The 20,241-nt window shown below is 65.5% G+C and carries 18 protein-coding genes; 12 read left to right on the plus strand and 6 right to left on the minus strand.

All coding sequences use genetic code 11. The features are described 5' to 3' along the window. Window positions 1-6: 6 nt before the first annotated feature. Window positions 7-873, minus strand: coding sequence for a LysR family transcriptional regulator (locus tag ACE3P0_RS04335; protein ID WP_374400186.1), 867 nt, complete (start codon window positions 871-873; stop codon window positions 7-9). A 122-nt stretch (window positions 874-995) separates the two neighbouring features. Between ACE3P0_RS04335 and ACE3P0_RS04340 the strand changes: the two genes are divergently transcribed. Next, on the plus strand, window positions 996-1,952 hold the full coding sequence (locus tag ACE3P0_RS04340) for an NmrA family NAD(P)-binding protein (RefSeq protein WP_374400189.1): 957 nt from the start codon (window positions 996-998) through the stop codon (window positions 1,950-1,952). A gap of 7 nt (window positions 1,953-1,959) precedes the next feature. On the opposite strand, the gene ACE3P0_RS04345 is transcribed toward ACE3P0_RS04340, so the two are convergent. From ACE3P0_RS04345 to glgC, 3 genes are all read right to left on the minus strand, one after another. Next, complete coding sequence (locus tag ACE3P0_RS04345) at window positions 1,960-2,430, minus strand: DUF4124 domain-containing protein (RefSeq protein WP_374400191.1); 471 nt, start codon at window positions 2,428-2,430, stop codon at window positions 1,960-1,962. A gap of 99 nt (window positions 2,431-2,529) precedes the next feature. Next, complete coding sequence (gene glgA / locus ACE3P0_RS04350) at window positions 2,530-4,005, minus strand: glycogen synthase GlgA (protein WP_374400194.1); 1,476 nt, start codon at window positions 4,003-4,005, stop codon at window positions 2,530-2,532. Beyond that, the gene (gene glgC, locus ACE3P0_RS04355) at window positions 4,002-5,312 is read right to left on the minus strand and encodes a glucose-1-phosphate adenylyltransferase (protein ID WP_374400196.1); all 1,311 of its coding nucleotides are present in this window, start codon (window positions 5,310-5,312) and stop codon (window positions 4,002-4,004) included. Before glgC ends, glgA begins: the two co-directional genes overlap by 4 nt. Window positions 5,313-5,765: 453 nt before the next feature. Between glgC and ACE3P0_RS04360 the strand changes: the two genes are divergently transcribed. The 9 genes from ACE3P0_RS04360 to ppk2 all read left to right on the plus strand — a co-directional run bounded on the left by ACE3P0_RS04360 (window position 5,766) and on the right by ppk2 (window position 14,914). Next, window positions 5,766-7,796 carry an FAD-dependent oxidoreductase gene (locus tag ACE3P0_RS04360; protein ID WP_374400198.1) on the plus strand — a complete coding sequence of 677 codons (2,031 nt, stop codon included), beginning with the start codon at window positions 5,766-5,768 and terminating at the stop codon, window positions 7,794-7,796. An 11-nt stretch (window positions 7,797-7,807) separates the two neighbouring features. Beyond that, the gene (locus ACE3P0_RS04365) at window positions 7,808-8,311 is read left to right on the plus strand and encodes a DUF4442 domain-containing protein (RefSeq protein ID WP_374400200.1); all 504 of its coding nucleotides are present in this window, start codon (window positions 7,808-7,810) and stop codon (window positions 8,309-8,311) included. Window positions 8,312-8,412: 101 nt separating this feature from the next. After that, the gene (locus ACE3P0_RS04370; RefSeq protein WP_374400203.1) at window positions 8,413-9,279 is read left to right on the plus strand and encodes an SPFH domain-containing protein; all 867 of its coding nucleotides are present in this window, start codon (window positions 8,413-8,415) and stop codon (window positions 9,277-9,279) included. Further along, the gene (locus ACE3P0_RS04375) at window positions 9,276-9,728 is read left to right on the plus strand and encodes a hypothetical protein (protein ID WP_374400206.1); all 453 of its coding nucleotides are present in this window, start codon (window positions 9,276-9,278) and stop codon (window positions 9,726-9,728) included. Before ACE3P0_RS04370 ends, ACE3P0_RS04375 begins: the two co-directional genes overlap by 4 nt. Next, a complete protein-coding gene (locus ACE3P0_RS04380; protein WP_374400208.1) occupies window positions 9,725-10,702 on the plus strand; it encodes a CapA family protein in 978 nt (325 codons plus the stop codon). Before ACE3P0_RS04375 ends, ACE3P0_RS04380 begins: the two co-directional genes overlap by 4 nt. Window positions 10,703-10,863: 161 nt before the next feature. Further along, window positions 10,864-11,400 (plus strand): DUF3302 domain-containing protein, encoded by a 537-nt coding sequence (locus ACE3P0_RS04385; RefSeq protein ID WP_374400211.1) that lies wholly within the window; start codon window positions 10,864-10,866, stop codon window positions 11,398-11,400. Then, complete coding sequence (locus tag ACE3P0_RS04390; RefSeq protein ID WP_374400213.1) at window positions 11,400-12,536, plus strand: HlyD family secretion protein; 1,137 nt, start codon at window positions 11,400-11,402, stop codon at window positions 12,534-12,536. The genes ACE3P0_RS04385 and ACE3P0_RS04390 overlap by 1 nt, the downstream gene beginning before the upstream one ends. A 10-nt stretch (window positions 12,537-12,546) precedes the next feature. Further along, complete coding sequence (locus ACE3P0_RS04395; protein WP_374400215.1) at window positions 12,547-13,956, plus strand: efflux transporter outer membrane subunit; 1,410 nt, start codon at window positions 12,547-12,549, stop codon at window positions 13,954-13,956. A 124-nt stretch (window positions 13,957-14,080) separates the two neighbouring features. Continuing rightward, a complete protein-coding gene (ppk2, locus tag ACE3P0_RS04400) occupies window positions 14,081-14,914 on the plus strand; it encodes a polyphosphate kinase 2 (RefSeq protein ID WP_374400218.1) in 834 nt (277 codons plus the stop codon). A 53-nt stretch (window positions 14,915-14,967) separates the two neighbouring features. Here the strand turns inward: ppk2 and ACE3P0_RS04405 are convergent, their stop codons facing one another. Together ACE3P0_RS04405 and ACE3P0_RS04410 are read right to left on the minus strand one after the other, a co-directional pair. After that, window positions 14,968-16,644, minus strand: a complete 1,677-nt coding sequence (locus tag ACE3P0_RS04405; RefSeq protein ID WP_374400220.1) for a SulP family inorganic anion transporter — start codon at window positions 16,642-16,644, stop codon at window positions 14,968-14,970. 79 nt (window positions 16,645-16,723) lie between these two features. Further along, window positions 16,724-17,188 (minus strand): DUF4442 domain-containing protein, encoded by a 465-nt coding sequence (locus ACE3P0_RS04410; RefSeq protein WP_374400222.1) that lies wholly within the window; start codon window positions 17,186-17,188, stop codon window positions 16,724-16,726. Window positions 17,189-17,355: 167 nt separating this feature from the next. On the opposite strand from ACE3P0_RS04410, the gene ACE3P0_RS04415 reads away from it, so the two are divergent. Together ACE3P0_RS04415 and cueR are read left to right on the plus strand one after the other, a co-directional pair. Next, window positions 17,356-19,791 carry a heavy metal translocating P-type ATPase gene (locus ACE3P0_RS04415; RefSeq protein ID WP_374400225.1) on the plus strand — a complete coding sequence of 812 codons (2,436 nt, stop codon included), beginning with the start codon at window positions 17,356-17,358 and terminating at the stop codon, window positions 19,789-19,791. After that, entirely contained in the window at window positions 19,788-20,204 is a 417-nt protein-coding gene (cueR, locus tag ACE3P0_RS04420) for a Cu(I)-responsive transcriptional regulator (RefSeq protein WP_374400227.1), read from the plus strand. Before ACE3P0_RS04415 ends, cueR begins: the two co-directional genes overlap by 4 nt. Window positions 20,205-20,241: the final 37 nt, after the last annotated feature.

A 20,241-nucleotide genomic window follows, 5' to 3' on the forward strand; every position in this document is an offset into this window, starting at 1 on the left:
ATGCAACTAGGCCGCCAGCGCGGCGGCGAGGGCATCGAACACGATGCGCATGCGCGGCGTGGCGCGCAATTCGCGGTGAGCCGTGAGCCACACCGGCAAGGGTGGTACGGCGAATTCCGGCAACAGGCGGACGAGGTTCGGGTCACGCGCGGCGACGCGCTGCATCGTGATGCCGATGCCCAGGCCTGCGCGCACCGCTTCCCAGCCAACGATCTGGTTGTCGCAGCGGAAGGCGAAGAAGTGCCGGTCGATCGCAAAGCCGGCAGCGCGGAAACCTTCGATCAACTGCGGCGATTGATCGAGCCCCACCCAATCGTGCGCAGCCAGCGTATTGGGCGTGACCGGCGGGCGCCCGGCGAGGTAGCTCGCGTGCGCATAGAAGCCGAGCGGGTAATCGGCCACGTGGCGCGTCACCAGGCTGCCTTGCTCGGGCCGCACCATGCGGATCGCGATGTCGGCTTCGCGCGCGAGCAGGTTGTCGATGCGGTTCGAGGCGACCAGCTCGATTTCGATTTCGGGATGTGCTGCGCGCAGTTGAGCGAGCTCTGGTGGTAGCACATACGCCGACATCATCTCGCTGGCGGTGAGCCGCACGGTGCCGGCCAGTGTTTGTGCGCGACCCGCCACCGCGAGCGACAGCGCCTGTGCGGCGGCCTGCATGCGTCGGGCGGGCTCGACCAAGGCTTCGCCCGCCTCGGTGAGGCAGAGGCCGCGCGTCGTGCGCTCGAACAGTGCCGCGCTGGTCTGCGCCTCCAGCGCAGCGATCTGGCGTGACAGCGTTGGCTGGCTGGTGTTCAGCAGTGTGGCCGCACGGGTCAGCGAACCGGCCTCCACCACCGCGAGGAAGGCGCGGACCAGATCCCAGTCTGGCATTGGAGGGCTGATCGGTTTGTTATGCATTTCTGAATTGATGTGTTTCTGTATTGCGCATTCTTTTGTATTTCGCGCCGAACCACAATGGGCTCATGTCGAACCGACGGTGTGGAGAACAAATCATGCGAGAAACGGTGCTGGTACTGGGTGCGAACGGCCGGATCGGGCGGGCGCTGGTCGACGCGTTCGCGGCGGCGGGCTGGCGGGTGCGTGCGCAGATGCGCCGCGAACCGACCGATGCGCTGCCGGAGGGGGTAAGCCCAGTGATCTGCGACGCGCTGGATACTGCCGCGCTGATCGAGGCGGCACGCGGCGCCGATGTGCTGATCAACGCACTGAATCCCGACTACACCCGTTGGCGCGAACTCGTGCCGCCTCTTGCCGCCAGCGTGCTGGCGGTTGCACGGGCCAGCGGTGCGACCTTGATGCTGCCGGGCAACGTCTACAACTTCGGTGCCGACTTGCCACCGCTGCTGACCGAGGCGACGCCGCAGATCGCCCAAACCGAGCGGGGACAGATCCGCATCGCGCTGGAGCAGCAGATGCGTGATGCAGCGGCTGACGGTGTGCGCAGCATCGTGATCCGCGCAGGGGACTTCTTCGGCGGCGGGCCGGGATCGTGGTTCGATCTGGTGATCGCGAAGGACATCGCCAAGGGGCGTGTGACGCTGCCGGGGCCGGCCGATGTGCCGCACGCATGGGCCTATCTGCCCGATCTGGCGCAAGTGTTCGTTGCCGTCGCTGCGCGCCGGGCCGAACTCGCCCCCTTCGAAACCCTGCATTTCGCCGGCGAAACGCTGACCGGGACGCAACTGCATGCGGCGCTGCAGCAGGTATGTGGGAGACCGCTCAAGCGGGGGCGACTGCCGTGGTGGCTGCTTCGGCTCGCCTCGCCGGTGGTGCCGATCTTCCGTGCCTTGGCCGAGATGCGCTACCTGTGGCTGCGGCCACACCGGCTGGACGATACCCGCTTGCGCCGTTTGATCGGCGAGCCGCCGCACACGCCGCTGAGTCGTGCGTTGGCGGCGTCGCTAGCGTCGATTCACAGCGACGCCGTGGTTACTGCGGTTGCGGCTTGAACCCTGGCTACTGTGGTTGTGGTGTTGTGGGTTTAGATGTCCCACTCGGGGTGGATGCCGAGGAGGCGGCGCCGGACGATGCGCCCGATCCAGCGCGGCGTGTCGCGGCCTGACCGACTGACGCATTCAGCGCGGCATTGACGATCGCGTCGCAGTCAGTCCCGCCGGCCTGTTCGCAGGCGTCCATCATCTGTTGCCGCGACGCCGACGTAACCGGTGGGGCTCCACCGTCTGCAGCGGGGGCTTCGGCGGGTTCCGTCACGCGTGGCAGGCCTCCCAGCGGTTTGGGTTTGTAGGCGGGCACGGTCGAGATCGTGGCGTTCACGCGCTCCGCCTTGACGCCGGGTGGGGGCTGGTTGCCGTACTGCCAACGCCCCTTTTCATCTCGCCACTTGAATACCTCGTCTGCCGCATGTGAAGGGGCTGCTGCGAAGAGCAGGGGTAGCAGCAGGAACAGCGCGCGCAGTCGAGCATTCATGGTAGGCATTCCGAGTTTCATGACATCAGTGTAGCCCGCGTTCGTCCGGCCTGGCACCTTGCCTCGCTCGTCAGCGACCGGAGGACGTGCGCCAGCGCCTTAACGCCGCGTCGGCAGCATCGATTCGTAGAGCGCGCGATACTGCGCGGCCGCGAGCGCCCAGCCGAAGTGGCGTTGCATGCCGCTGCGCTGCAGCTGCCGCCACCGCAGCGGGTCGCGGTGCAGATCGAGCGCGCGGCGGATGCAGGCGAGCAGCGCTTCGCCGCTGGCGTAGTCGAACGAGAAGCCTGTTGCGCTGCCGTCCTTCAGCGTCTCCACCGTTGCATCGACCACTGTGTCGGCGAGGCCGCCAGTGCGTCGCACGATCGGCGGCGTGCCGTAGCGCAGGCTGTACATCTGGTTGAGGCCGCAGGGCTCGAAACGCGACGGCATCAGGAAAATGTCGGCGCCGGCTTCAATGCGATGCGCGAGGCGTTCGTTGTAACCGACCGTGACCGACACACGGCCGGGGTGGCGCGCGGCCAATGCTTCGAAAGCTGCCTCGAGTGGTTTCTCTCCGGACCCGAGCACCGCGAGCTGCACGCCCATCGCGATCAGCGCGTCACCGACCTCGATCAGCAGATCCGAGCCCTTCTGGTGCCCCATGCGGCTGACCACGCCGAGTAGCGGACTGGTGCCCGGGTCGAGCCCGAGATCGCGTCGCAGCGCGACGGTGTTGGCGGCTTTCTGATCCAGCGTCTCGATGCTGTAACGCGTTTCGATCAACGGATCGCTCGCGGGATTCCACTGTTCCTCGTCGATGCCGTTCAGGATGCCGAGCAGGCGTGCCTTGCGATAGCGCAGCAGGCCGTCGAGGCCGCAACCGTATTCGGTGGTCTGGATCTCTGCGGCGTAGTTCGGGCTCACGGTGGTGATGCGGTCGCTCAGCTGAAGCCCGGCTTTCAGGAACGAGAGCTTGCCGTGGAACTCGATACCGTCGAAGCGGAATGCGCGCCTCGGCAGACCCAGATCGCCAATGGTCGACTCCGGAAACTGGCCGTGAAAAGCCAGGTTGTGCACCGTGACGACGCTGGGCGTCTCGCCCCCGAGGTAGTGCTGGTAGGCGGGTGCCAGCGCGGTGTGCCAATCGTTGCAGTGGAGCACATCAACCGGCCAGCCGGTCTCCTTGCCGTTCTCCGCGAGCCAGCTCGCGATGCGCGATAGCAGGCCGAAGCGCCACACGTTGTCGTGCCATTCCTTGCCGTCGGCGTCCACGTAAGGGTTGCCTTCGCGCTCGAAGCGGCTTGGGCAGTCGAGCAGCCAGAGGCCGACGCCGGGCGCGATCTCGCCAGCGTCCAGCACGCGGGATTCCGGCAGCCGCACCGCAAGGCCTGGAATCCGCACCAGCTCCTTCGCATGCGGGAAGGCCTTGGCGATGGCGGGGTAGCGGGGGACGAATACGCGCACGCGACAACCCGCCTGCGCGAGCGCAGGCGGCAGCGCCGCGGCAACGTCCCCCAGCCCCCCGGTTTTGACCCAGGGGGCGATCTCCGCACTGGCGAACAGAACGTGGATCGGGCGCTGCTTTTTCTTCATCGAATCAGATTCATCTTCTGCCCGAGCATGGCGGGCGTGACCAGCGTGATGCCGGACTCGGTGACATGGAAGCGCTTGCGATCCTGCACCGGGTCAACGCCGATCTCAGTGCCTTCCGGGATCACGCAGCGCTTGTCGAGCACGCATTTCTTCAGCACGCAATGGCGGCCGATGTCGACATTCGGCAGGATCACGCAGTCCTCGATCAGCGAGTAGCTATTCACCCGTACGCCAGAGAACAGCATCGTGCGGCGTATCGTCGAACCGCTGATGATGCAGCCGCCCGACACCATCGAGTCGACTGCCGCGCCGCGACGGTCGTCGTCATCAAAAACGAACTTCGCGGGCGGGCTCTGCGGTTGCCAGGTCCAGATTGGCCAGTCTTCGTCGTACAGGTTCAGTTGCGGGATCACCTGCACCAGATCCATGTTGGCTTCCCAGTACGCGTCGAGCGTGCCGACGTCGCGCCAGTAGGCGGGCTTGCCCGGATCTCCGACGCAACTGTCGGCAAAGCTGTGCGCAAAGGTGCGATAGCGCTTCACGCAATGCGGGATCACATCCTTGCCAAAGTCGTGGGTCGACTTCGGATCGTCCGCGTCGCGCAGCAGTTGTTCGAACAGGAAGCGGGCGTTGAACACATAGATGCCCATGCTGGCGAGCGCGACGTCCGGCTTGCCCGGCATCGGCTGCGGATTGGCGGGCTTCTCGGCGAAGTCGACGATGCGGTTGTTGTCATCCACCGACATCACGCCGAAGCCCTTGGCCTCTTCGATCGGCACTTCGATGCAAGCCACCGTGAGGTCGGCCTTCGATTCGGCATGCGCGGCCAGCATGCGGCCGTAGTCCATGCGGTAGATGTGGTCGCCGGACAGTACCAGCACGTATTCCGGGTTCGCATGGCGGATCTCGTGCAGGTTCTGGAACACCGCGTCAGCCGTGCCCTGGTACCACTGCGATTCATCCACCTGCTGCTGCGCCGGCATGATCTCGATGAACTCGCCGAGGCGGCCATCGAGGAAGCTCCATGCAAGCTGCAGATGCCGGATCAGGCTTTGCGCCTTGTACTGCGTTGCCACCCCGACGCGGCGGATACCGGAGTTCACGCAATTGGATAGCGTGAAGTCGATGATGCGGAACTTGCCGCCGAACGGCACGGCCGGCTTGGCGCGCCAGTCGGTCAGTTGCTTGAGCCGACTGCCGCGCCCCCCGGCCAGTACGATGGCGAAGGTATTGCGCGTGAGCTGGCTGACAAAGCGTGGTTGGCGAGCGCTGTGTGTGCTCGCCGTCGATGCAGGATCGGCTGCCATGATGTCCCCCGTTGAGATGTATGAACCTGGATTACGCCGCCGCGGTCCCCCGACCGCTCCGGCATCCGGACTCTTTCATGCGGCTGTTGCCGGCGTGTGATGAAGCAAGCCGGATGCCGCTCGCTGTTCAAGCTGAATCTTGCGCTCTTCTGGACTAAGTATCACCGTCGCTGCCGTGGCTGCAACGATGCAGCCGCAGGCTGTTGCGCCAGATCAGTTGGGGCACGCCATCGGCGCATTGTGCACTTGCAGCGCACCGCCGCGGGGCAAGCGCCGCAAAGTGCGCAAGCGGCATTCGGAGTCGCTCGCACTTGCTCAGTTCGGCGCGAGCCCGCGGCAGGCAGGAAAGTCGTGCTGCGGCGCAGGATTGGCACCATACGGTACGGTATGGTGTAATGCGCCGCATCTGGGGGCCGTGATCCGGTGCCCGCAACGCTTGCAAGGAGTCGCGCCATGACCGCCGCCCAACCGTATCCGCATCTGCTCGCACCGCTTGATCTGGGCTTCACGACGCTGCGTAACCGCACGCTGATGGGGTCGATGCACACCGGGCTGGAGGAGGCGAAGGATGGCACCGAGCGCATGGCCGCGTTCTACGCCGAGCGCGCCAAAGGCGGCGTGGGGCTGATCGTCACCGGAGGCATCGCGCCCAACCTGCAGGGGCGTGCTTACCCGTCGGCGGCCCAGCTGTCGTGGCCCTGGCAGGTCGGCCATCACCGGCCGGTGACCGACGCGGTGCACGAAGCCGGCGGCAAGATCGCGATGCAGATCCTGCACACCGGCCGCTACGCCTACCACCCGCTGGCGGTGTCGGCTTCGCGTATCAAATCGCCGATCAGCCCGTTCAAGCCCTGGGAGCTTGGCCGCTTCGGTATTGCCAAGACGATCCGCGACTTTGCCAACTGTGCGGCGCTCGCGCGCAAGGCCGGCTACGACGGTGTCGAGGTGATGGGGAGCGAGGGCTACCTGATCAACCAGTTCATTGCCTCGTGTACCAATCACCGCACCGATGCCTGGGGCGGCGAGTTCAAGAACCGCATCCGCTTCCCGGTCGAAGTGGTGAAGGCGGTGCGTGCCGCCGTCGGGCCGGATTTCATCATCATCTACCGCCTGTCGATGCTCGATCTGGTCGAGGGCGGCAGCACCTGGCCCGAGGTGGTGGAACTCGCCCAGGCGATTGAAGACGCGGGCGCGACGATGATCAACACCGGCATTGGCTGGCATGAGGCGCGCGTGCCGACGATCGCCACCAGCGTGCCGCGGGCGGCCTTCGCGTGGGTGACCAAGCGCTTGAAGGATGCAAACGTGGTGAAGATTCCGCTCATCACGACCAACCGCATCAACACCCCGGAAGTGGCCGAGCAGGTGCTGGCCGATGGCTGCGCCGACATGGTGTCGATGGCGCGCCCCTTCCTTGCCGACCCGGCCTTCGTGAACAAGGCGAAGGCGAACAAGGCGGACGAAATCAACACCTGCATCGGCTGCAACCAGGCCTGCCTGGACCATGTGTTTGAGCAGAAGCTCGCCTCGTGTCTGGTCAACCCGGTCGCGGGTCGCGAGACTGAACTCAAATTTGTCCCGGCACTCAAGAAGAAAACCGTGGCTGTCGTTGGCGCCGGCCCAGCCGGCATGGCGACCGCGATGTACGCGGCGCAGCGCGGACTTGCCGTGACGTTGTTCGATGCGCAGAGCGAACTGGGTGGTCAGCTCAACATCGCTAAACAAGTACCAGGCAAGGAAGAGTTCTACGAGACGATCCGCTACTTCACGCGCCAGCTCGAAAACGCCAAGGTCGATCTGAAGCTCGGCAAGCGGGTCGCGGCGGCAGAACTCACTAGCTTCGACGAGGTGGTCATCGCCACCGGCATCCAGCCGCGTGGCCTGTCGGTGCCCGGCGGCGATCATCCTAAAGTGCTCTCGTATATCGATGTGCTGCGCCACAAGAAGCCGGTCGGCAAGCGTGTCGCAGTGGTCGGTGCCGGTGGCATCGGCTTCGACGTGGCCGAGTTCCTCACCCACGAAGGGCACTCGCTGGCTCTGGATCGCGATGGCTGGCTGAAGGAGTGGGGCGTCGATCCGAGCTATGCGCAGGGCGGCGCGCTGACCAAGCCGCAACCTGCGCCCAGCCCGCGCGAAGTGGTGATGCTGCAGCGCAAGACGAGCAAGATGGGCGCCGGTTTGGGCAAGACCACCGGCTGGATCCACCGCGCTGCACTGAAGAACAAGCGGGTGCAGATGATGACCGGCGTCGAGTATCTGAAGGTCGATGACGCCGGCCTGCATATCCGCGTTGGCGACAAGGAACAGGTGCTGGCCGTCGATAACGTGGTGGTGTGCGCGGGCCAGACACCGCTGCGCAAGCTGGCCGACGATCTCGCGGCGCTCGGCAAGACCGCGCATGTGATCGGCGGGGCCGATGTCGCCGCCGAACTCGATGCCAAGCGCGCGATCCGCCAGGGCGCCGAACTGGCCGCAGCGCTGTGAGCGGAGGCGAGATGAGCGCGAAACCGAATCGCCTCGCTCGCACGCTCGCAAAGCTCGACGCGCTGCCGGCGTTCCTGCGCCCAGCTGCGCGGAATCTCGCGTTGCGCCGCGCGGTGCCCTTCACCGGCACGGCTTCGCTCGAATATGTCGAGATGAGCCCCGCGCGGGTCGAGATCGCGATCGCCAACCGGCGCCCGGTGCAGAACCATATCAAGGGTGTGCATGCGGCGGCGACGACCTTGCTGGCAGAAACGGCGACCGGCATGGTCGTTGGCATGAATGTGCGCGACGACTGCCTGCCGCTCGCCAAGTCGCTCTCGGTGCATTTCCGCAAGCGCGCCACCGGCAGCCTGCGCGCGGTGGCCACCTTGACGCCCGAGCAGCGGCAACTGATGCAGGACACCGACAAGGGTGAGGTCAGTGTCGCGGTCGTCGTGACCGATGAAGCCGGCGAGCACCCGGTCGAGTGCGAATTCATCTGGGCCTGGATTCCGAGTCAGCGCCCCAAGCACTGAGCGCTACCGAGCCGCGCCTGAGCAGGATCTGACCCGGCGCTGCCCTCGCCGGCGCGGAGCCGATACCATGAGTGCATTTCGTGCAACGCAGGGAGTGCCTCATGGAGTTTCAGTCGCGTAGTCGCGTACCGTTGTTGGTACTCGGGCTGCTGGCGGTCGGCGCGTTTTTCTTCGGGCTTGCCGGTACGATCGGCTCGGGCAACGTGGGCGTGCGCACCACGCTGGGCGTGATTTCGTCGGACGCGGTGACGCCTGGCGTCTATCTGAAGTGGCCGTTCATTTCCAGCATCGCGGAATTCAGTGCCAAGGAAGTCGCGATCGACCTGCAGGACCTGACGCCGAAGGCGAAGGACAACCTGAGCCTGCGCGACATGGATGTCAGCGTTTACTACAAGGTCGCCGACGCGCAGATCCCCGCGCTGCAGGTGAAGTACGCCGGCCAGTCGGTGCGTGATGAACATTCCGGCATCTGGATGCCGGCACAGGGCGTGGTGATGCGCATCGTGCGCAATGCAGTGTATGAAGAAGTCGCCCGCGTCGACTCCCTGGTGATGCACACTAAGCGCGACGAGATGGCGGCCTCGATCCGCCGCAACGTGCAGGCGGAGCTGGACCGCAACGATCCGCATGTTTTCACCGTCACTCGCGTGGTGATCCGCGCCGTGGTCACCGACCCCTCGATCGAGGAATCGATTCGCGCCGCGGTGGCGAATCAGAAGAAGCTCGAAGCGATGACGATCCAGACCGAGATCGCCAAGAAGCAGGCCGAGATCCGCGTCACCGAGGCAGAAGGCATCGCGCGCGCCAACAAGATCATCGCCGACAGCCTTACGCGTGAATACCTGCAGCATGAGGCCAATCAGGCCTTGCAGACCTTTGCCGAGAAGGGCAACACGAACACCGTGGTGGTGCCGGCGAACATGAGCTCTGCACCCTTGATCAACATACCGGCGCACAGCGGAAAATGAGCCGCGTTGAGCGTCGCATTGATCTGGCCTTGCGCGCGTCGTCGCGGCGACGTCGCTGTGTTGCGATGTGTGCCGCTGCGGGTTTGCTGACGACGCCGGTACAGGCGGCTGACGAGGTGCGCTGCCATGTGAGCTACGGCGGTGAGACTCAGCTGCTGCGCGCCAGCGCAGTCGCATCACCCTACAACGTGGCGCCGGTGTCGGTGGGCTCCTACTTCCTGTTTCGCATCGTGTTTGAGCGTGCATCCGACAGGGCCGGCGCCGTGAAGCTCTACACCTATGCGGACCGTGACGACGCTGCGGTCCCGATTCACGTCGCCGAATTCCCCTTGCCGCTCGCGCGCGGCGGCCGCTTTGGCTTTACCGGTATGCAGCGGGTGTATGAGCCGGTACGCGAAGGCGAGCTCGAATACTGGTGCGAGCTCGGAAAGAAAGGGGCTCGGCCATGAGGGTGGTGACGGTTTTCATTGCGGCGCTGCTGGCGGCCGCAGTGGCTGCGCCGGCGAAAGCCGACCCGGTGCATCTGCTGTTCGCGGGCGACATCATGCTCGACGACGGCCCCGGCAAGACCATTGCCGCGGGGGGCGATCCGCTCGCCGAATTCGATGCGCTGCTGCGCAGTGCGGACTTCACGATCGGCAATCTGGAATGCCCGGTCGCGACGACCGGCAAGGCGCTCGACAACAAACCCTGGACGTTTCGCGCAGATCCTTCAGTGATGCGGGTGCTGAAAGGCCGCTTCGATGCGCTGGCGGTGGCCAACAACCATTCGGGCGACTATGGCCGCGCGGCCTTCCTTGAAACGCTCGGCCATGTGCGCGCCGCCGGCATCGCAAGTTTCGGTGGTGGCGCCAATCTCGCCGAAGCCCATGCGCCGTTGTGGATCGAACAGAAAGGGCTGCGCATCGCGGTGCTCGCCTACAACGAGTTCAAGCCACGTAGTTTCGAGGCGGGGGCGAACTGGCCCGGCATCGCATGGAGCGAAGACAGCCATGTCGTCGCCGACATCCGTGCCGCGCGCAAGGCCGGGGCCGACATTGTGATTCCGTTCATGCACTGGGGCTGGGAGCATGAGCCGGAGCCGGGGCCGCGCCAGCGCGCGCTGGCCGAGTTGATGATCGAGGCGGGTGCCGATGCGGTGGTCGGTGGGCATCCACACGTCACGCAGGGGGCAAGCCTCTACCGCGGCAAACCGATCGTGTGGAGCCTCGGCAACTTCGTGTTCGATGGTTTCAACACCGTTGCATCGACCACCGGCTGGCTGTTGCGGCTCGATGTCGATCGGCAGGGTGCGTCGGCGTTCAATGTGGTCGTCGCGCATCAGGACGATGCGGGTACTGCGCACTTGTCGGCGAACGCAGCGCCGTGCTGGCGTCGCGGTGAGCGTACCGTGTCGCTGCGTTGCGGGTCGGTGGCGCCCTGACGCGGACACTGCGAAGCGCGTGACTCATATCAACGGCAACGAGCAGATTTGCTTGCTTTGCGCGCAATCCGAAGCAAACAATTACAAAGCGCGTCGGCATAGCCTTCGTTGAACCGCTATGCCGACGCCGACCCCCCCATATTTTCGGTGGAGACTCCTCGATGTCCCGGTTTCAAACATCGTCAGCACTGCGTTTTGGCTGTCTCGCGGGATTGCTGATCCTGTCGAGTGGCGCGCACGCCTCGCTACTCTCGCCAGAGATGGAAGACAAGGTCGCGAACTTCCTCGCTTGGTTCGTACTCATTGTCATGCCGCCAGTCGGCATCGCCCTGTTCTGGTTGGTGCACATCCTCCCGGAGAAGGTTGCGCACAAGAAACACCATCCGCAAACCGAGGGCATCACCACCCTGTGCCTGCTTTCCTTGTTCTTCGGCGGGCTGCTGTGGCCGCTTGCCTGGCTGTGGGCCTACACGAAGCCGGTGGCCTACCGCGCCGTCTACGGCACTGACAAGCACGACGACTATTTCATTGAGCACGGTAGAAAGCTCACCGAGGCGCCGGGCGACGATGCGGTCCGCGCCGAGATCGCCCACCTGAAGGAAGAACTCGAACAGATGGCCAAGGTCCGCAAGCTCAGTCCGGAACTCGAAGCGGTGCGTGCGCAGCTTGCCGCCCGCAGCCAGGGAGGGGCCGCATAATGGAAGCCCTACTTATCGGTATCTATTCGTTCTTCGTCTGGCTGATCTTCTTCAAGTTCAAGTGGCTGCCTTGGAACACCATCTCCAAGGCCATCGTGGTGACGATTCCGATCGTTGCGCTGACCTGGCTGGTCCTGACCTTGAACGTGGTGGCGCCTTCGTCGGCGGATATTCGGGTTATCAAATATACCGTGCAGGTTGTGCCGCAGGTTCGCGGCCGTGTTATCGCGGTGCCGGCCGAAGGCAACGTTCACATGAAGAAGGGTGATGTGCTGTTCAAGCTCGACCCGACGCCGTATGAGCAGACGGTGCGCTCGCTCGAATCGCAACTCGCCAGCGCAATCGCCAGCGCAAAGAACCTGAACGAGCAGCTGAAGGCTGCGACCAGCAAGACCGAGGGCGTCAAGGCGCAGCTTGATCTGGCCAACAAGCGCGTCGCGGAATTCAGCGAGCTCGCGAAGACCGAGGCTGGCAACAAGTTCGACCTCGAACAGGCGCAGGCCAACGTCAAGCAGTTGCAGGCTGAGTTCGCGGCAGCGCAGGCCAGCGAACGCCAGATCAAGGAGCAGATGGGGGCGCAGGTCAACGGCGAGCAAGCCCAGGTTGCCGCGGTGCGTGCGCAGCTCGACAACGCCAAGTGGGAACTGTCGCAGACCACGATGTATGCGCCTGCAGACGGTACCGTGATCAATAACCAGCTGCGCGTGGGTTCTTGGGTGGTACCGATGCCGCTGCAACCGGCGATGACCTTCGTTGAGGACGAGTACCAGATCCTCGCGCTGTACCAGCAGAACGAGCTCTACAACGTTGAGCCCGGCAACGAAGCGGAGTTGGCGCTGCCGACCTATCCTGGCGAGGTGCTGAAAGCCAGGGTGCAGTCGATCGTGTGGGCGCAGGGTCAGGGGCAGTTGCCGATGAGCGGGCAGATTCCTCAGACCGGCCCGGCACCGCTGCCACCCGGCCGCTTCGCAGTGAAGCTTGAGCTGGAAGACAGGCACCGCGACATGTTCCTCGCAGCGGGCGCAGTTGGGCACGGTGCTATCTACACCGAGCACATCAAGCCGGTTCAGCTGGTGCGCCGTGTCGTGCTGCGCATCGGGTCGATCATGAACTACCTGGTCCTGAAGCTGCACTGAGGAGCGGACCATGGCTGATTTCAACCTAAGCCGCGCGGCGCTTGCTGTCGCGCTGGTGCTTGCGGCCGGTGGCTGCGCGCTGCAATCCCCCCCGAAAGGGGTGGATCTGCGTGCGCAGACACTGCCTAACGCGCCCCTGCCTGAAAGCTGGAAGGCGGGCGCTCCCTCCGGGCAATTTGCCGATGGCTGGCTTGCGCGCTTCAACGACCCGCAGTTGCTCGCGCTGGTCAACGAAGCGATGGCCAACAACCCCGATCTGAAGGTCGCGGCGGCACGTATCGAGCAGGCGAGCGCGATCGTCACCGCTGCCGGCGGCAGCCTTTGGCCGAATGTGGTGGCCTACGGTCGAACGGGGGGCAAGCTGTCGGACGGCAGCGGTCTTACCGGCGGCGGGCTCAGCGTCAACTGGGAAGTCGACCTGTGGGGGCGGGTGCGCTCGCAACGCGCTGCCGCCACCGCGCAGTACGACAGCACCGTCGCTGATCTGGCGTGGGCACGGCAGTCGCTTGCGGCCGGCGTGGCGCGCGCGTGGTACCTCGCGATCGAAGCGCAGCAGCAGCGCAAATTGGCCGAGCAATCGGTTGTCGCGACGCAGAACCTGATCAAGCTGGAAGAAACACGCAAGCGCGTCGGCAATACCGACGGCACGGCGGTGTCCACCGCGCGCGAAGCCCTCGCCGCGCGGCAGGATTCCGTCGAGCAGCTGAAACTGGCGGAAACGCAGGCGCAGCGGGCGCTGGAACTTTTGCTGGGCCGTTACCCGGCGGCCGAACTGGCGGTGGCCGGAAGCCTGCCTGCCATGCCGGAAGCGGTGCCGGCCGGTTTGCCGTCGCAGTTGCTGGAGCGCCGGCCGGACATCATCTCGGCCGAGCGCAAGGTCGCCGCGAGCTTCTACATGGTCGAAGAGGCCAAGGCTGCGCGGCTGCCGGCAATCAAGCTGACCGCAGGCGTTAACTCGATCGACAGCTCACTCTTCATCCTGGCCGATCGCAACAATCCGGTCTGGAGTGCGGGGGCGGGTATTGTGGCGCCCTTGTTCACCGGTGGGGCGCTTCAAGCGCAAGTCGAAGCCAAGACCGCGGAGCAAAAAGCCGCAGTAGCCGCTTACACAGCGGCAGGTCAGCGGGCCTTCGCCGATGTGGAGAACGCGCTGGCGGCAAACGTTGCGCTGCAGGCACGTGCCAAGCAGCTCGACGCGCGGGTTCTTGAAAACCGCCGTCAGGTGGAGCTCGCAGGCCATCGCTTGCGCGTCGGGTCGGTCGACCGTCGCGCGCTGATCAACGAAGAGCTTGGCCTGATCGCGGTGCAGGGCGAACAGCTGCGGGTGCAAAGCGATGCACGGGTGCAGCGGGTGAATCTGCATCTGGCGCTGGGCGGCGATTTCGCGCCCGCGGCGCCGGTTGCGGCAGCAACACAGTAAGCGTAGCAAGGGCGAACAACCGCCGCCGGCTTGCCGGCGGCGGCACGAACCAGATCCGATTGCAGGCCGACGCGGCCGCAGCATCCACGCCGAAGCCGGTCTGCCTCACGCGAAGGAGGTCGTCATGTCCGGCAACAAGAAGAAGCATTCCGCCAAGAAGTCCGAACCGGCCGCGCCGGTTTCGACTGAACCGATGAGCGCCAAGGCTTACGACAAGGAGCTCAAGCGCCTGCATGTCGAGCTGGTCAAGCTGCAGCAGTGGGTCGTGGCCAAGGGGCTGAAGGTCTGCATTGTCTTCGAGGGGCGCGATGGTGCCGGCAAGGGCGGCACGATCAAGGCGCTTACCGAGCGCGTGAGCCCGCGCGTATTCCGCGTCGTGGCGCTGCCTGCGCCGACCGAACGCGAAAAGAGCCAGATGTACATCCAGCGCTACATCCAGCACTTCCCGGCGGCCGGCGAGGTCGTGATCTTCGACCGCAGCTGGTACAACCGCGCCGGGGTCGAGCGGGTGATGGGCTTCACCAAGCCGGAGCAGGTCGAGAAGTTCCTTAACGTGGTGCCGATGGTTGAGAAGGCGATGGTCGAGTCCGGCATCATCCTGCTCAAGTACTGGCTGGAAGTCAGCCCGGAAGAGCAGGAACGCCGCCTGCGCGACCGCATCGACGACGGTCGCAAGGTGTGGAAGCTGTCGCCGATGGATGTGAAGTCCTTCGACAAGTGGGACGACTACACCGTTGCGCGCGACGAGATGTTCGCGAAGACCGATTCGTCCTGGGCGCCGTGGTTCGTGGCGCGTTCCGAAGACAAGAAGAAGGTGCGCCTGAACGTCATCAGCCACCTGCTCGCGCATGTGCCGTATGAAGAGATTCCGGCCGAACCGGTGAAGCTGCCCAAGCGCAAGATCGGGCGCGTCAAGTCGCTCGACTATCCGTTCAAGTACGTGCCGGAAAAGTACTGATCACGCAGGCCGGCGCCAAGGCGCCGGCCCTGTCGGACCATGCTGAAACCCGCTCAGGCGGGTTTATTGTTTTGGGCGAGGAAGCGTTCGATCGCGGTCTGCGCGTTGAAGATCATGCGCTCGCGCCCGAGGTGCGCGGCGAGCCCGGCTTGCTGCACCATCGCCATCGCACCGGGGTTCAGGCCCGCCAGCCACATCGTGACGCCGTGTTCGGCGACGCGCTTGTCGCCCTCGATCAACATCTGCAGTGCGGAGTATTCGATGTCGGGCACACGACTCATGTCCAGCACCAGCACGCGCGGCTTGAACTCGTCGGTCAGCTCGGTCAGGCGATCCGCGATCGCGTTGGCATTGAGGAAGAAGATCCGCCCCTCGGGGCGTGCGACCAGCAAGCCTTCGAAGCGCTCGTCTTCCGGATGCTCGGCGGACAGCGGACGCAGCACATCGGTGCCCGGCTTGCGGCCCAGCGCATACACATGCGGCCGTGCGGTTTGTGCCGCAAGACCCACCAGCGACACGATTATCGCCACCAGGATGCCGTTCAGCGTGCCGAACAGCAGCACGCCGAGCGCCGCCGCACAGGCCCAGCGGAACTCCATGTTGCGGATGTTCCGGATCGCGGCGAACTCCTTCGGCTGGATCAGGCCCACCGAATACACGATCACCACCGCTGCGAGCGCCGAATTCGGCAGCAGGCCCAGCATCGGTGCCAGCACCAGCATGGTCGCCAGCGCCGCAGCAGCGGTTACCAGCGATGCTTTCTGCGAACGCCCGCCCGCCGCGCGCACCACCGCCGTCTGCGAGGTGCCGCCGCCGGCCGGCATCGCGCCGAGCAGAGCACCGCCAAGGTTCGCTGCGCCGGTCGCGATCAGCTCACGGTTCGCATCGATACGAGGTTCACTATTGAGCGCGAAGGCGCGGCCCGCTGCAATCGTTTCGGTGAAGCTCATCAGCGCGATGCCCATCGCGCCGGGAATCAGCTGTTGCACCAGGGCGAGGTCCGGCATCGTCAGACTCGGGAAACCCTGCGGGATCGTGCCGACTATGGATACCCCGAGCGCCTTCAAACCGAACAGCCACGACGCCGCGATGCCGCCACCGACGGCGACCAGCGGCGCTGGCGAATGCGGCCACAGTTTCTCCATGCCGATCAGCACGACCATCGTGGCGGCGGCGACCAGCGCCGTCAGCAGATGTGCCTCCGGCACATGCTGGGCCACCGTTAGCAGGTCATGGAAGAAGCCCTGTTTGGTGATATGCAGCCCCAGCAGCTTGGGCGCCTGATCGAGCAGGATCACCAGGCCGATGCCGGCCTTGAAGCCGGTCAGCACCGGGGCGGATATGAAGTTGGCGACGAAGCCCAGACGCAGCACCGCTGCCAGCATCAGCATCACGCCTACCAAGGCCGCCAGCGTTGCGCTCGCGGCAAGCAGGCGCGCCGGGTCGCCATCTGGCACCACGAGTGCGAGCTCGGTGCCGGCAAGAATCGCCAGCGTGGTGGTGGAGCTGACGCTGAGCACGCGTGAGGTGCCCAGCAGCGCGTAGATCACCATCGGCACCAGCGCGGTATAGAGACCGACCGCAACCGGCAAGCCCGCCACCGTTGCGTAGGCCATGGCTTTGGGCAGTACCACCGCCGCGGCGGTCAGACCGGCGATGAGGTCGAGTTTCAGCGTAGGGCCGCCGGCTGCTGCGCTGGCGGTGGAAGGCAATTCCGAACCGTGTGACATGCAGAGCTCCATCTGGTGTGCGCGGCGGCCGCGCACACCGATTATGTTCCCTGCGTTACCGCCCCGGAACTGACGTGCGTCAGCCGGCAGTGGGCCGATGTACTGCCTTGAGACGGATGTAGACGGTCTTCGTGATCTTCGCGACCAGCTGGCCCTGCGCGTCGAGGACGTCTACATGGAAGGTCGGCAGGTACTTGTCGCCGCCGGCCGTCTTGCCGACCACATCCGCCACGTCCGCATCGCTCAGCCGAAAGCGCGCGGTGACCGTGCCTCGCCCCGGCGCCACGAATTCGATCGTCGCCGCGCGATCCCACACCAGATATTTCGGACCAAGCACCTGAATCAGCATCAACATGAACCACGGGTCGGTCATCGAGAACAGGTTGCCGCCGAAGTGGCTGCCGACGTAGTTGCGGTTGTACCAATGCAGCTTCAGCGCGACATCGGCCTCGCGATAGTCATCGGAAATCCGGGTCGCGCGGATGCCGGCGAAGAAGAAGGGCGGCCACAGATTGATCAGGCGGCGAAAGGTGCTGGCTTTCATGAGGTGCTTGCTTGGGCAGGAGCGCGAATCTTCGCCGATTAAGGCGTAGTCGGCGATCAGTAATTGCCCTGCCACTGCAGCGTTGCCGCGGCGCAAAGCGGGAGCGAAAAATCACGCTTGACCTTCCCACGATGGCAAGGATGAAGCTATATGCTCCGGAAACAGAAATGGAAGCCGACACGATGAACGCCCCGAACCCCCCGATTCCGACCGCACTCGATTTGCCGATCAGCGGCATGACCTGTGCCTCCTGTGTGGCACGCGTCGAACGCGCGCTGGGCGCGGTGCCCGGTGTGCAGTCGGTGGCGGTGAACCTGGCAACCGAGCGTGCTCATGTGACCGGCGCGGGGGTACTCGACACGGTGGCGCTACGCGACGCGGTTCAGAAAACCGGCTTTGACGTACCGCTGGCCGAGATCGACCTGGGTATCCACGGCATGACCTGTGCGTCCTGCGTGGCGCGCGTCGAGAAAGGCCTCAAGCGGGTGCCGGGCGTGCTGGAGGCTGCCGTCAATCTCGCGACCGAAACCGCGCGCGTCCGCACGTTGCCTGGGGTGGGGGTCGATGCGGTCGCGGCCGCCGTGGCGGCGGCCGGGTTCGAGCCCGTGCTTCCGCAGTCGGACCCCGCGCAGGCCGCCGCCGAGCCGGTTGCCGCGATCGATCGCGACGGCATGCGCGTCGCACTGGCGGCGGTGCTGTCCTTGCCTCTGGTGGTGCCGATGGTGGGCGAGCTCTTTGGCCGCCACTGGATGCTGCCCGGCTGGCTGCAGCTCCTGCTTGCCACGCCGGTACAGTTCTGGCTCGGGGCGCGCTTCTACCGTGCCGGCTGGCATGCCTTGCGGGCGGGCGCGGGCAATATGGATCTGCTGGTTGCGCTTGGCACCTCGGCCGCGTTCGGCCTATCGGTGTGGCAGTGGTTCGCGGGTGGCATGCATCTCTACTTCGAAGCCTCGGCGGTGGTGATCACGCTGGTGCTGCTTGGCAAATGGCTGGAAGGCCGCGCGAAGCGGCAGACGGCCGCGGCGATCCGCGCCTTGCAGGCACTTAGGCCCGATACCGCACGTGTAGTGCGCGGCGGCGCCGAGCTGACTTTGCCGCTGGCGCAACTGCGCCTTGGCGACAAGGTTGTGGTGCTGCCCGGCGAACGGGTCGCCGTGGACGGTGAAATCCTGGAAGGCCTCAGCCAGTTCGACGAATCGCTGCTCACTGGCGAGAGCCTGCCCGTGCCGCGCGGGCCGGGCGAACCGGTGATCGGCGGTGCGATCAACGGCGAGGGCCGGGTGTTGGTGCGTACCACTGCGCTGGGCGCCGAGAGCACGCTGGCCCGCATCATCCGCCTCGTGGAGAGCGCACAGGCGGCAAAGGCGCCGATCCAGCGGCAGGTGGATAAGGTTAGCGCGGTGTTCGTGCCGGTTGTGCTTGTCATCGCGCTGCTGACCTTCGCCGGCTGGTGGTTTGCGAGCGGCGATTTCAGCACCGCAGTGATCAACGCGGTTGCCGTGCTGGTTATCGCCTGCCCGTGTGCGCTGGGCCTCGCGACGCCGGCTGCGATCATGGCGGGCACAGGTGTTGCGGCCAAGCACGGGATTCTGATCAAGGATGCCGAGGCGCTGGAGATTGCGCACAGCGTTGGCGTCGTGGCCTTCGATAAGACCGGCACCTTGACCGAAGGCCGGCCGACGCTGACCGACGTCGCTGCTGTGGGCGACGAGGCCCAGCTGCTCGCCAACGCTGCCGCCTTGCAGGCGGGCAGCGCCCACCCGTTGGCGCATGCGGTACTGGATGCGGCTAAGGCTCGCGGTATTGCGGTACCGGCGGCGAGCCAGCTGCGCGCCTTGCCGGGGCGCGGCGTGGCAGGGGAAATGGACCGCGGCACCCTTTACCTGGGCAACACCCGCCTGCGCGATGAACTCGGTCTGGATGCCGGCGCGCTTGCCGCCCGTGCGGAGGCGCTCGCTGCGGCCGGGCGCAGCGTCTCGTGGTTGATGCTGAGCCCCGCGGGGGGCACGCCAGTGCTGCAAGGCTTGCTTGCTTTCGGCGATCGCATCAAGCCGCAAGCGCTTGTGGCGGTACGTGAGCTGCGCACGCTGGGCGTCAAGAGCGTGATGATCACCGGCGACAACCCGGGCGCCGCGCAGAACGCCGCGCAGGCTTTGGGGATCGGCGAGGTGCTTGCCAACGTGCTGCCCGGCGACAAGGCGGCGCGGGTGGCGGCGCTGAAATCCGGCGGCGTGCGGGTGGCGATGGTGGGCGACGGCATCAACGATGCCCCGGCGCTCGCTGCGGCGGACGTCGGCATCGCCATGGCGACCGGTACCGAAGTCGCGATGCACGCGGCGGGTATCACGCTGATGCGTGGCGACCCCGCGTTGATCGCCGATGCCTTGGATATTTCGCGCCGCACCTGGCGCAAGATCCGCCAGAACCTGTTCTGGGCCTTCATCTACAACATCGTCGGCATTCCGCTCGCCGCCGCCGGCTTGCTGTCGCCGGTGATCGCCGGTGCGGCGATGGCGTTTTCGAGTGTCAGCGTGATCAGCAATGCGCTGCTGCTCACCCGTTGGCGCCCGGCGCCGCGGGCGGCCGTGGAGATCAAGTCATGAACATCGGCGCTGCCGCAAAAGCTTCCGGCCTGTCGGCCAAGATGATCCGCCACTACGAGTCGATCGGCCTCTTGCCTGCCGGCGTTCGCGCAGATAACGGTTACCGCCGCTATACCGCGCGCGATCTCGATACCCTGCGCTTCGTGCGCCACGCTCGTGAGCTGGGCTTTCCGCTTGAGACGATCTGTGACCTGTTGTCACTGTGGCAGGACCAGCAGCGCAGCAGTGCCGACGTGAAGCGGCTGGCGCTCGAACAGGTGGCCGAGCTCGACCGCCGCATTGCAGACCTCACGCGCATGCGCGATGCCATCGCGGCGCTCGCGCGGCGCTGCCACGGCGATGCACGGCCCGAATGCCCGATTCTCGATGAACTGCAAGCGCCAGGGCATGAGCCAAAGGCCTGTTCCCACTGAGGGATCGCGTTCGGGGGACGCGGGGCTGCTTAGCCCT

This window comes from Niveibacterium sp. (assembly GCF_041909475.1).
GTDB lineage: Bacteria > Pseudomonadota > Gammaproteobacteria > Burkholderiales > Rhodocyclaceae > Niveibacterium.

Bases quoted from the DNA above. Each gene is read 5' to 3' on its own strand.
- ACE3P0_RS04335 (WP_374400186.1), bottom strand. From the start codon at position 873: ATGCCAGACTGGGATCTGGTCCGCGCCTTCCTCGCGGTGGTGGAGGCC.
- ACE3P0_RS04340 (WP_374400189.1), top strand. From the start codon at position 996: ATGCGAGAAACGGTGCTGGTACTGGGTGCGAACGGCCGGATCGGGCGG.
- ACE3P0_RS04345 (WP_374400191.1), bottom strand. From the start codon at position 2,430: ATGAATGCTCGACTGCGCGCGCTGTTCCTGCTGCTACCCCTGCTCTTC.
- glgA (WP_374400194.1), bottom strand. From the start codon at position 4,005: ATGAAGAAAAAGCAGCGCCCGATCCACGTTCTGTTCGCCAGTGCGGAG.
- glgC (WP_374400196.1), bottom strand. From the start codon at position 5,312: ATGGCAGCCGATCCTGCATCGACGGCGAGCACACACAGCGCTCGCCAA.
- ACE3P0_RS04360 (WP_374400198.1), top strand. From the start codon at position 5,766: ATGACCGCCGCCCAACCGTATCCGCATCTGCTCGCACCGCTTGATCTG.
- ACE3P0_RS04365 (WP_374400200.1), top strand. From the start codon at position 7,808: ATGAGCGCGAAACCGAATCGCCTCGCTCGCACGCTCGCAAAGCTCGAC.
- ACE3P0_RS04370 (WP_374400203.1), top strand. From the start codon at position 8,413: ATGGAGTTTCAGTCGCGTAGTCGCGTACCGTTGTTGGTACTCGGGCTG.
- ACE3P0_RS04375 (WP_374400206.1), top strand. From the start codon at position 9,276: ATGAGCCGCGTTGAGCGTCGCATTGATCTGGCCTTGCGCGCGTCGTCG.
- ACE3P0_RS04380 (WP_374400208.1), top strand. From the start codon at position 9,725: ATGAGGGTGGTGACGGTTTTCATTGCGGCGCTGCTGGCGGCCGCAGTG.
- ACE3P0_RS04385 (WP_374400211.1), top strand. From the start codon at position 10,864: ATGTCCCGGTTTCAAACATCGTCAGCACTGCGTTTTGGCTGTCTCGCG.
- ACE3P0_RS04390 (WP_374400213.1), top strand. From the start codon at position 11,400: ATGGAAGCCCTACTTATCGGTATCTATTCGTTCTTCGTCTGGCTGATC.
- ACE3P0_RS04395 (WP_374400215.1), top strand. From the start codon at position 12,547: ATGGCTGATTTCAACCTAAGCCGCGCGGCGCTTGCTGTCGCGCTGGTG.
- ppk2 (WP_374400218.1), top strand. From the start codon at position 14,081: ATGTCCGGCAACAAGAAGAAGCATTCCGCCAAGAAGTCCGAACCGGCC.
- ACE3P0_RS04405 (WP_374400220.1), bottom strand. From the start codon at position 16,644: ATGTCACACGGTTCGGAATTGCCTTCCACCGCCAGCGCAGCAGCCGGC.
- ACE3P0_RS04410 (WP_374400222.1), bottom strand. From the start codon at position 17,188: ATGAAAGCCAGCACCTTTCGCCGCCTGATCAATCTGTGGCCGCCCTTC.
- ACE3P0_RS04415 (WP_374400225.1), top strand. From the start codon at position 17,356: ATGGAAGCCGACACGATGAACGCCCCGAACCCCCCGATTCCGACCGCA.
- cueR (WP_374400227.1), top strand. From the start codon at position 19,788: ATGAACATCGGCGCTGCCGCAAAAGCTTCCGGCCTGTCGGCCAAGATG.